At 71.9% G+C, this 9967-nt stretch carries 9 protein-coding genes; 1 reads left to right on the forward strand and 8 read right to left on the reverse strand.

Translation table 11 applies throughout. The features are described 5' to 3' along the window. Positions 1 to 315, forward strand: a 315-nt coding sequence (locus CH341_RS23285) for an alpha/beta fold hydrolase (protein ID WP_146604586.1), incomplete at its 5' end; no start/stop codon positions are given. 51 nt (positions 316 to 366) lie between these two features. On the opposite strand, the gene CH341_RS23290 is transcribed toward CH341_RS23285, so the two are convergent. The 8 genes from CH341_RS23290 to CH341_RS23325 all read right to left on the reverse strand — a co-directional run. Continuing rightward, a complete protein-coding gene (locus CH341_RS23290; protein ID WP_111421378.1) occupies positions 367 to 1395 on the reverse strand; it encodes a tripartite tricarboxylate transporter substrate binding protein in 1029 nt (342 codons plus the stop codon). Between the two features lie 94 nt (positions 1396 to 1489). Then, a complete protein-coding gene (locus CH341_RS23295; protein ID WP_111421379.1) occupies positions 1490 to 2131 on the reverse strand; it encodes a tetratricopeptide repeat protein in 642 nt (213 codons plus the stop codon). A gap of 160 nt (positions 2132 to 2291) precedes the next feature. Further along, on the reverse strand, positions 2292 to 3623 hold the full coding sequence (locus CH341_RS23300) for a GntP family permease (protein WP_111421380.1): 1332 nt from the start codon (positions 3621 to 3623) through the stop codon (positions 2292 to 2294). A 284-nt stretch (positions 3624 to 3907) separates the two neighbouring features. Further along, positions 3908 to 6301, reverse strand: a complete 2394-nt coding sequence (cofH, locus tag CH341_RS23305) for a 5-amino-6-(D-ribitylamino)uracil--L-tyrosine 4-hydroxyphenyl transferase CofH (RefSeq protein ID WP_425376206.1) — start codon at positions 6299 to 6301, stop codon at positions 3908 to 3910. Continuing rightward, entirely contained in the window at positions 6298 to 7011 is a 714-nt protein-coding gene (gene cofC, locus CH341_RS23310) for a 2-phospho-L-lactate guanylyltransferase (protein ID WP_111421381.1), read from the reverse strand. Before cofC ends, cofH begins: the two co-directional genes overlap by 4 nt. Further along, the gene (gene cofD / locus CH341_RS23315) at positions 7008 to 7964 is read right to left on the reverse strand and encodes a 2-phospho-L-lactate transferase (RefSeq protein ID WP_111421382.1); all 957 of its coding nucleotides are present in this window, start codon (positions 7962 to 7964) and stop codon (positions 7008 to 7010) included. The genes cofC and cofD overlap by 4 nt, the downstream gene beginning before the upstream one ends. After that, positions 7964 to 8839: a coenzyme F420-0:L-glutamate ligase gene (gene cofE / locus CH341_RS23320; protein ID WP_111421383.1), complete on the reverse strand. Its 876-nt coding sequence runs from the start codon at positions 8837 to 8839 to the stop codon at positions 7964 to 7966. Before cofE ends, cofD begins: the two co-directional genes overlap by 1 nt. A 163-nt stretch (positions 8840 to 9002) precedes the next feature. Then, positions 9003 to 9967 (reverse strand): hypothetical protein (locus CH341_RS23325; RefSeq protein WP_210208569.1); only part of this gene is annotated, 965 nt, incomplete at its 5' end.

Below are 9967 nucleotides of genomic sequence, written 5' to 3' on the forward strand. Positions count from 1 at the left end.
GCGGCGCGCCGGCCGCGGCGCTTCGCCGAGATCGGCGCGACCGTCGCGGCGACCACGCCGGACGGCTATTGCGGTGCCGTCGCGGCGCTGTCGCGCTTCGACTTCACGGCCGACCTCCACCGCGTCACGGCGCCGGCGCTGGTCGTCTGCGGCGTCGACGATCCGGCGACCTCGCCGGAGGAGAACGAGCGCCTCGCCGCCCTGATCCCGCGCGGCCGCTACCACGCCTTCGCCGATGCCCGCCATCTGCCCAATGTCGAGGACCCCGACCGCTTCAATGCCTTGCTGATCGACTGGCTGAAGACTGTGGGGTGAGAGCGAGCGTCTCCGAACATCACGACGGTCCGGACCCGGGGCTTCCCCCCCTCAGTTGAACTTCAGCCCGGTCGCCTTCACCAGGGCGGCGTTGTCGGCGATCTCCTTGGCGACGTAGGCGTCGAAGGCGCGCGGCTCCATCGGCATCTCCTCGGCGCCCATCTTGGCGAGGCGCTCGCGCACCTCGGGCCGGGCCAGCGCCGTCGCGACCTCCTGGGCGAGGCGCTCGACGATCGGGCGCGGCGTCGCCGCCGGCATGAAGGCGCCGATCCAGAACTCGTAGCCGGAGTCGGGCAGGCCGAGCTCCACCGTGGTCGGCACGTCGGGCAGCACCTCGGAGCGCTTGGCGCTCGACACCGCGAGCGCCTCAAGCTGGCCGTCGCGGATCAGCGACAGCGCCGGCGGCACCGGCGAGAAGTAGAAGTCGACGCGGCCGGCCAAGACCTCGGAGAGCGCCTCCGGCGCCCCCTTGAACGGCACGTGCAGGCCGTCGAACCCGGCGGCGAGGCGGAACCGCTCGGCGGCGAAATGGGTCGAGTTGCCGATGCCGCCCGAGGCGTAGCTCATCTGGCCCGGCTTCGCCTTCGCCGCCGTCACGAAGTCCTTGGCCGAGGCGAAGCCCTTGCGGGGCGACACCACCATCACGGTCGGGATGCTGGCGAGCGGCGCGATGGCGGCGAAGTCCTTGGCCACGTCGAACGGCAGGTTCGAATGGGTCGACGGCAGCACCGTGTGGGACGACGAGGAGACCAGCAGCACGTAGCCGTCCGGCTCCGCCTTGGCGACCACGGCGGCCCCGATGCTTCCGGCGGCGCCCGGCCGGTTCTCGATCACGAAGGTCTGGCCGAGCTGGCGGCCGACCTGATCGAACACGGTGCGGGCGACGACGTCGGTGGCGCTGCCCGCCGTGAGCGGCACGATCACCCGGACCGGCTTGTCCTTCGGCCAGGACGACGCGGACGCGGATGCGGCCGGCGATTGCGCGGCCGCCGGCGCGGCGAGCGCGAGCAGAAGCGGGGCCGTGAGGAGAAGCAACGCGACGCGACGGCACGGGGAGCGGCGGGACGGGGGAGCGCGCATGAAAGGTCTCCGGTCGGCGGGGCGACGCAGTCTGCGTCAGGATCCCCGTGCCGGAGAAGCGTTTCGTTGCCCGGAACGAAGCCGGCGCCGCGGCTCAGCCGCGCTCGCGCGCCGCCGCGAGGTTGCGGCGGAGCACCGGCTGGTCGGACAGCGCGGCGGCGCGCTCGAAGATTTTTGCCGCGGCGACGCGGTCGCCGGCGTGATTCATCAGCAGCGTGCCGAGATTGTTGAGGGCGACGAAGTCGGTCGGGTCCGCCTCGGCGGCCCGGCGGAAGGCGTTCAGGGCCCCGTCCTTGTCGCCGGCGGCGAGCTTGCGGTTGCCCTCGGCGAAGTCGCGCTTGCCGGCCATCGCCTTTGCGTGGGCGCCGGCGTCCTCGCACAGTGCGAGGCGGCGGCCGAGCAGCGTGCGGTCGGCGCAGTCGGGATCGGCCAGCACGGCGGCGAGCCGGGTGCGCGCCTTGTCGCGGTCGCCCGACAGATAGGCGGCTTCGGCGAGCGCCCGCAGCACCGCCGGGCTTTCGCCGTCGCGGTCGACGAGCCGCTCGAGCAGCACCTCGGCACCGGCGGCGTCCCCCTGGGCGAGCCGGGCCAGCGCGAGATTGTGCAGCACCCGCCGGGTCTCGCCCTCGATGCCCTGCATGCGCCGCAGCCACCGCTCGGCCCGGTCGTAACGCGCCGTCGCCATGGCGTTGAGCGCGATGCGCTCACAGGCCCGCAGCAAGAGCGATTTCAGCATCGTGAGTGTCCCTCGTCATGGCCGGGCTCGTCCCGGCCATCCACGAATCCGCGGCCAAGTATCGTCGAAGACGTGGATGCCCGCGACAAGCGCGGGCATGACGGGGTGGGAGGGCGGGCGACACGAGGCGCCGCCCGCCACAGAGTGCGTCGACCGCCGGTCAGACGACCAGCGACAGCAGATAGGCGAACAGGAACGCCACCACGCCGACCACGAAGGTGGCCGAGGTGTAGAGCTTGTAGGCGGTGTTCACCGGCATGTTGGAGAACTGCGACACGACCCAGAAGTAGCTGTCGTTGGCGTGCGACACCACCATGGAGCCGGCGCCGATCACCACGGCCGCGATGGCCGGGTCGAAGCCGAGGACCGGCTGCAGCGGCGCCACGATGGCCGCCGTGGTGATGATGGCGACCGTCGAGGAACCCTGCGCCGTCTTCAGCGCCGCCGAGATGGCGAAGGGCAGGAACAGCCCGAGCGGCAGATGCGCCATGTTGGTGCCGATGAAGTCCTTCATGGGCGAGGCGGCGAGCACGCGTCCGAACGAGCCGCCGGCGCCCGTGATCGCCAGGATGATGGCGGCGTCCTTGATGCCCTGGCCCATCCAACTGTCGACCGCGACCGACAGCTCCTTGCGGGGCACCAGGAACAGGCTGGCGACGACGCCGAGCATCAGCGCCGTGACCGGATCGCCGATGAAGTCGAAGAACACCCGCACGCCCCCGTTGCCGAACGGCCGGGTCGGGAAATCGGCGACCGATTTCAGCAGGATCAGCACGATCGGCAGCACCAGCGGCAGGAAGCTCATGAAGGTCGACGGCAGCTTGCCGTACTTGGCGAGCAGGTCGCTGTAGCTCTCCTCGACGCCGGGCGAGATGTCGTATTTCCGGCCGAACACCAGCGCCCAGGCGAGGCCGGCGAGCGACGACGGGATGGCGACGATCATACCGTAGAAGATGACGAGGCCGAGGTCGGCGCCGAGCGTCGCGGCGGCGGCGAGCGGACCGGGCGTCGGCGGCACCATCGTGTGGGTGGCGTAGAGGCCGGTGGCGAGCGCCACGGCCATCACGCCCATCGAGGTCTTGGTCTCGGCGGCGAGCGCCTTGTTGAGGGGCGTGAGAATCACGTAGCCCGAGTCGCAGAACACCGGGATGGAGACGACGTAGCCCGCGATGTTCATGGCGAGCGGCGCCCGCGAGCGCCCGACCACGCGCAGGATCGCCTGCGTCATCACCAGGGCCGCGCCGGTCTTCTCCAGGATGTAGCCCATGATCGTGCCGGCCACGATCACGATGCCGATATAGGTGAGCGTCCCGCCGAAGCCCTCGCGCACCGCCTTGACGACGTCGAGCGCCGGCATGCCGATCGCCAGCCCGTAGGCGAAGGCGATCACGATCAGGACGACGAACGCGTTGACCTTCCACTTGCCGGTGGCAATCACGATCAGCACGACCGCGAGCGCCAGCAAGAGGATCGATACCGATCCTGACACCATTTTTGGAATCCCCCTCCGGCCCCAGGGTGAGACGATCCGGCCGGACGGTAGAGTCCTATACGCCTGCGCGGAGCGCGCCGGTATCAGGGCTCGCGCGGAGGTCGATGCGAGACGGGTGAGGGGGGGCCCCGCAAACTCGGCATCTATGGCACGCCCCTCACCCGCCCTCGCTGGCGCGAGGGCACCCTCTCCCGCAAGGGGAGAGGGCAGAAGGGGCCGTGCGTCTCGGTGAATCAGAACGGAGACGCGCGGGGGCTTCCGTGGGAATGAGCGGAGGGATTCGATTACCGCGCCGCGGCGACCGCCGTGGTCAGCGGCGGCAGGGTGGCGGCGGCGTGGGAGGTGGCGGTGCGCTCGGTGGTCGGCGTGCCGTAGAGCGTGGTGCGCTGGCGTGGCGTGCGGCCGATGCCGCGGATCAGCGCCTCGAGCGCCGCCGGCGTCATCTCCTGGCCGTGCGCGGCGCCGGCGGCGCGCGTGATGCTCTCGTTCATCAGCGTGCCGCCGACGTCGTTGGCGCCGGCGTTCAGGCAATACTGCGCGCCCTCGGTGCCCATCTTCACCCACGAGGTCTGGATGTTGTGGATGAGCCCGTGGAAGACGAGCCGCGACACCGCATGCATCAGCACCGATTCGCGAAACGTCGGACCGAGGCGCGACTGGCCGCGCAGATTGATCGGCGCCTCCATGGCGACGAAGGGCAGCGGCACGAACTCGGTGATGCCGCCGGTGCGGCTCTGCAGGCGGCGCAGATGCAGGAGATGGCGGGCCCAGTGCTCGGGCCGGTCGACATGGCCGAACATGATGGTGGCGGTGGTGCGCAGCCCGGCTCGATGCGCCGACTCGACCACGTTCACCCACTGCTCGACCGTCACCTTGTCGGGGCAGATGATGGCCCGCACCTCGGGATCCAGCACCTCGGCGGCCGTGCCGGGCAGCGTGCCGAGGCCGGCGTCGCGCAGCATCGGCAGATACTCGGCCGGCGTCAGCTCCAGCGTCTTGGCGCCCTGGAAGGTCTCCAGCGGCGAGAAGGCGTGGATATGCAGATCCGGCAACTCCGCCTTGATGGCACGGCAGAGCTCCAGATAGAACGCGCCCGTGTAGTCGGGATGGATGCCGCCCTGCAGGCAGACCTCGACAGCGCCGCGCGCCCACGCCTCGCGGCAGCGCGCCACCACGTCGGGGATCTCCAGCTCGTAGGGCTTGCCGCGCAGATGCTCGGTGGTCTTGCCCTTCGAGAACGCGCAGAAGCTGCAGCGGTACGAGCAGATATTGGTGTAGTTGACGTTGCGGGTGACGATGTAGCTCACCGTCTCGCCGTTGACCTCGCGGCGCAGCCCGTCGGCCGCCGCGCAGACCTCGGCGAAGGCCTCGCCGCGCGCCCCGAACAGCGCCACGATGTCGGCCTCGCCCAGCTCCTCGCTGCGGCTGGCGCGTGACAGGATCGGCGACAGCGAGCCGGAGCGCGGCCCGATCGCAGGCATGGCGGGCAGCGCCGCGCAGGCGCCCGGCGTCCAGGTCTCGACCCGCGCCAATCCTTCCGAATCGCTCGCCCGCAGCACCGCGGTGTGCAGGCCCTTGTCGAGCCAGCGCGCCCGCTCGGCGATGAAGCGGCGATGCACGGCGAGCCGCGCCACCAGCACCTTGCCGCCCGCCGCGGTCTCCCGCGCCAGCGCCTCGAGATGCGGCCAGGGCTTCTCGGGATTGACGTGGTCCGGCGTCACCGGCGACACGCCGCCCCAGTCGTCGATGCCGGCAGCGATCAGGGCGCGCAGATAGCCGGATCCGAGATTGGGCGGCGCCTGCACCGTGACGTCCGGCGGCATGATCAGCCGCGCCGCCGCGACGCTCCACAGATGCTCGGCCGCGTCCGGTTCCGGATGATCCGCCATCCGGGTGCCGGGCTTGGCGCGAAAATTCTGGACGATGATCTCCTGCAGATGCCCGTGCGCCGCATGCAGGGCGCGCAGCGCCAGCAGGCTGTCGATGCGCTCGCGCCGCGTCTCGCCGATGCCGATCAGGATTCCGGACGTGAACGGCACTGCCGCCGCGCCGGCCGCCGCGATGGTGGCGAGCCGCACCTCGGGCTGCTTGTCGGGCGAGCCGAAATGCGGCAGCCCGCGCTGCATCAGCCGGTCCGACAAGGTCTCCAGCATCAGTCCCTGCGACACCGAGACGGCGCGCAGCCGGGCGATCTCGTCGGCCGTCATCGTGCCGGCATTGAGATGCGGCAACAGGCCGGTCTCGCGCCGCACCAGATCCGCCATGGCGAACAGATAGTCGAGCGTCGTCGCATGGCCGAGCCGGTCGAGCTCGTCGCGCGCCGCGCGGTAGCGCAGCTCCGGCTTGTCGCCGAGCGTGAACAGCGCCTCCTGGCAGCCGGCCACCGCCCCGGCCCGGGCGATCGCCAGCACCTCGTCGGGCGACAGATAGGCCGCCTCGCCGCGCCGCGGCGGGTGCGCGAAGGTGCAGTAGTGGCAGGAATCGCGGCAGAGCTGGGTGAGCGGGATGAACACCTTGCGCGAATAGGTGATCCGGTCGCCGAAGGCGGCGTCGCGCACCGCCGCGGCGGCCCGCATCAGCGCCGGCCCGGGCTCCATGGCGGCGAGCAGCAGCGCCTCGTCGTCGGCGAGCGGTCGGGGGGCGCGCGCCAGCGCCAGAAGATCGAGGGCCCCGTTCATCGTCTCACCTCCATGGTCTCCAGCGCCTCGCCTTGCGTGTATCGGGCGAGACGCGCCGCGAGTGCCGCACCGAGGTCCGCCACCAGCCGACCGGCGCGCGTTCGCGCATTGCGGCCCAGAAAGGCGGCGAGATCGTGCGGCTCGTCGATGTCGAAGCCGATGCCGGGCACCTCGACCACGGTCGGCTCGATCCCTTGTCGTCGCGCCGCGTCGAGATGCGGGTAGAAGCTGTCGGCGCCGAAGCGCAGCGGCACGGCGTCGGCGGGCGACATGACGATCGCGTTCGACCCCTGCAAGTCGCGGGCCGGGGCGATCGTGAAGGCCGGCGCGGCGCGGTGCGCCGCGATCACGCGGCTCACGTCGGCGGGCGCCAGCAGCGGCAGGTCGCCCGGCAGCGTGATCATGCCGAAGCCCTCGGTCACCAGCCGGTTCGCCGCGCCCGTCACGGCGCCGGTGTGGCCCTCGAGCGCGTGCGCCTCGGTCGGCTCGGCCCCGTATCGTCGCGCCAGCGCCGCGGCGGTCGCGTCCGCCGTCACCACCAGCACGCGGGCGAGCTCCGGCACCTGCGCCAGAACCTCCAGCACGTCCTCGGCCATCGCCATGGCGAGCGCGCTGCGCTCCTCCGGCGACAGCACGTCGGCGAGGCGCTGCTTGGCCCCGATCATGCCCTTGATCGGAACGACGGCGCAGAGTTTCGTCGAGGAGGTCATCGCATCGTCTCTCGCAGCCGGCCCGCATAGGCCAGCACCGCCTCGGCCAGACGCTCGCGATCGGCGAGCGTCAGCATCAGGGTTCGGGTGGCAATCGCCGGCACGTCGAGTTCGTTCACCATCGCCCGGTCGGCCTCGTCGATCACGTAGCCGTCGAGAAGATCGCGATACCGCGCGGCCACCCCGGCCGCTGTGGCGACGCCGCCCAGATCCGTCATCATGGCGGCGGTCGGCCCCTTCACGGCCCGGCCGCCGATCAGCGGCGACACGGCGACGACGGGCGCCCGGCAGGCGGCGAGCGCCTCGCGCATCCCCGGCACCACCAGGATCGGCTCGATGCTGATCAGCGGGTTGGACGGGCAGATCACCACGGCGCGCAGATCGGGCGCCGCGAGCGCCTCCAGCACGGCCGGCAGCGGCCGGGCCTGCTCGGCCCCCGCGAAGGCGAGCTCGCGCACCGTGAGGGCGGCACGATGGCCGACGAACCAGTCCTGGAAGTCGAGCCAGCCCTGGTCGGTCTTGACCCGCGTGCGGACCGGATCGTCGCTGGCCGGAAGGATTCGCGTCGCGATGCGCAGCGACGCGCACATCTCGGCCGTGACCTGCGACAGCGGCACGCCCTGCGCCAGCCGGTGCGTGCGCATCACGTGCATGGCGAGATCGCCGTCGCCGAGCCGGAACCAGGCCGGCCCGCCGAGCCCGGCGAGCGCCGACATGAAGCTCCACGTCTCGCCGGCCCGGCCCCAGCCCTGCTGCGGATCGGCGAGACCCGCCAGCGTGTAGACCAGCGTGTCGATGTCGGGCGAGACGTGCAGGCCGAGATGCGAGAAGTCGTCGCCCACATTGGCGACCACGGTGAGACAGCCGGGCGGCAGCTTTCGCGACAGGCCGAGCGCCAGCTTGGCGCCGCCGATGCCGCCCGAGAGGGCGACCACGGTGCCGGTCGCGGCCATCAGCGGAACAGATCCTCGCCGGAGCCGCGGATCAGATCCGCGGCGGGGCGCGGCGGCCCGTCGAAGGCGAGGCCGCGCACCAGCACGGCCGGCTGGCCCTCCGCCCCCTGCCCCATCAGCAACGAGGCGGCAGCCGCGATCTCGTCGGCGAAGCCGGTCTCGGTGACGCGCAGCGGGCGGCCGTAGAGGTCGGGCTCGCCGCGCAGATCCTGCAGCGCCGGCAGGCCCGCGGCGCCGAGCGCGACGCCGACCGTGCCCTGCCGCCACGGCCGGCCGAAGCTGTCGCTGATCACCACGGCGAGCGGTGTGCCGAGGCGCGCCGACAGCGCGTGATGCAGCCGGAGCGCCGACGCGTCGGCGTCCTCGGGCAGCAGCAGCACCGGATCGCTGCCTTCGACCGGGTCGACATTGGAGCGGTCGATGCCGGCATTCGCCATCACGAAGCCGCAGCGGTGCTCGACGATCAGCACGTGTTTCGAATGGCGGACCACGCGCCGCGACTCGCGCAGAATCACCTCGACGAGACGCGCGTCCTTCTCGGTCTCGACGCCGAGCCGCTCGGCCTCGGCCGACGGCACCACGGCGGCGAGATCGACGTAGCGGCCCTCCGCCTTGGAGACGATCTTCTGGGCCAGCACCAGCACGTCGCCGGGCTCGACGCCGCCGCCGGCGGCGAGCGCGGTCGCCAGCAGGCCGGCCAGATCGTCCCCGGGCCGCACCAGCGGCAGGTCGGGCAGCGCAAGCAGCGCCAAGCGGCGCGTCTTCGTCGATTCCGCCGCGGCGTCGGGGCGCGCGACGCCGGCCGGCGTGGCAGCCGCGCTGGGCTCGGGCAGTTCGGCGGCCGGAACGGCCCGCGGGGACAACGGGGTGCTCATGGATCGGGGGTCGTCGGTCACGACGTCTCTCGCCCGGGGCTCGGGCGGCCGGCCATTTATCGACCCTCGGGCGCGCCAATGCAAACGGCCGCAAGGTGCCGGCACGGTCCGCCGTCAACCACCGCACGAATCGTGCCGCAAGCCGGCACAGCCGGGACGACGATTACGCGTCGCGACGAGCGAGCAACGCCGCGCCGCCGGTGAGCGCGGCCGGCACGGCCCACCACGCATAGCGGAAATCCGCCGCCACCCCGAGCACCGCGAAGCTCGCGACATAGAGGACGGCGGAGCCCGACACCGCCAGCGCATAGGCGCCCGCCGCGGTGTCGCGGCGGCGCCAGGCGAAAGCGGCGACCAGGACGCAGGCGAACAGCCAGGCGCCAGCCCGGAACAGCAGCGTCGGCTTCAGCCGATCGTGCACGGCCAGCATGGCCGCGAAGGCAGGATTGTCGGGCAGCGCGAGCCGCGTCTTGTCGTCGAGATCGAACACCCACAGGGTGAAGTTCGCGCGCAGCAGAAACTGCGTCGTGAAGGCGGCACGGTGGGCGAGCCAGGCGAGCGGATGCGCCAGCACGGCGTCACGCCAGGCGGTCGTGATCACGTCGGTGCCGAACACCGCGTCGCGGCGCTCCAGACGCTCCATCACGAAGGCGCAGGGCCGGCCGTACCAATACGCGTCCCAGAGGTAGGGATCGTAGCAGTCGCCGACGAGGCGACGACGCTCCTCCGCCGTCCAGTCGCCGGGCAGCCGCACGTCGCCGGAGAAATGCGTGATGCCGCCGAGATCGAACACGGCCAGCGACTGCACCGGATGCTCGCGCGCCGCGCCGAGCGCGCCATAATAGACGAGCTGCATGACGACGAACAGCGCGACGCCGGTCGGTATGTAAAGCAGCACCGCCCGCTTCAGCGCGAAGCGACCCGGCCACAGCGCATAGGTGATCAGCACCGGCGCCGCGAACACCGCATTGGGCCGCAGCAGCACGCCGAGGACGATCAGGGCGACCGCGGCGGTTCGGAGAGCGAAAGCTTTGACCGAGACAATCCGGAAATTCCGGCGCCCGACGGCAGGCGCCGCTTCCCCCCACCCCTGACCCCTCCCCGCCGCTGTCGCGGGGGGAGGGGGAC

This window comes from Rhodoplanes roseus, from assembly GCF_003258865.1.
GTDB classification, from domain to species: Bacteria; Pseudomonadota; Alphaproteobacteria; order Rhizobiales; family Xanthobacteraceae; genus Rhodoplanes; species Rhodoplanes roseus.

What these genes read in the sequence shown, in the direction of transcription:
- CH341_RS23290 (WP_111421378.1), bottom strand. Translation starts at nt 1,395, where the DNA reads ATGCGCGCTCCCCCGTCCCGCCGCTCCCCGTGCCGTCGCGTCGCGTTG.
- CH341_RS23295 (WP_111421379.1), bottom strand. Translation starts at nt 2,131, where the DNA reads ATGCTGAAATCGCTCTTGCTGCGGGCCTGTGAGCGCATCGCGCTCAAC.
- CH341_RS23300 (WP_111421380.1), bottom strand. Translation starts at nt 3,623, where the DNA reads ATGGTGTCAGGATCGGTATCGATCCTCTTGCTGGCGCTCGCGGTCGTG.
- cofH (WP_425376206.1), bottom strand. Translation starts at nt 6,301, where the DNA reads ATGAACGGGGCCCTCGATCTTCTGGCGCTGGCGCGCGCCCCCCGACCG.
- cofC (WP_111421381.1), bottom strand. Translation starts at nt 7,011, where the DNA reads ATGACCTCCTCGACGAAACTCTGCGCCGTCGTTCCGATCAAGGGCATG.
- cofD (WP_111421382.1), bottom strand. Translation starts at nt 7,964, where the DNA reads ATGGCCGCGACCGGCACCGTGGTCGCCCTCTCGGGCGGCATCGGCGGC.
- cofE (WP_111421383.1), bottom strand. Translation starts at nt 8,839, where the DNA reads ATGAGCACCCCGTTGTCCCCGCGGGCCGTTCCGGCCGCCGAACTGCCC.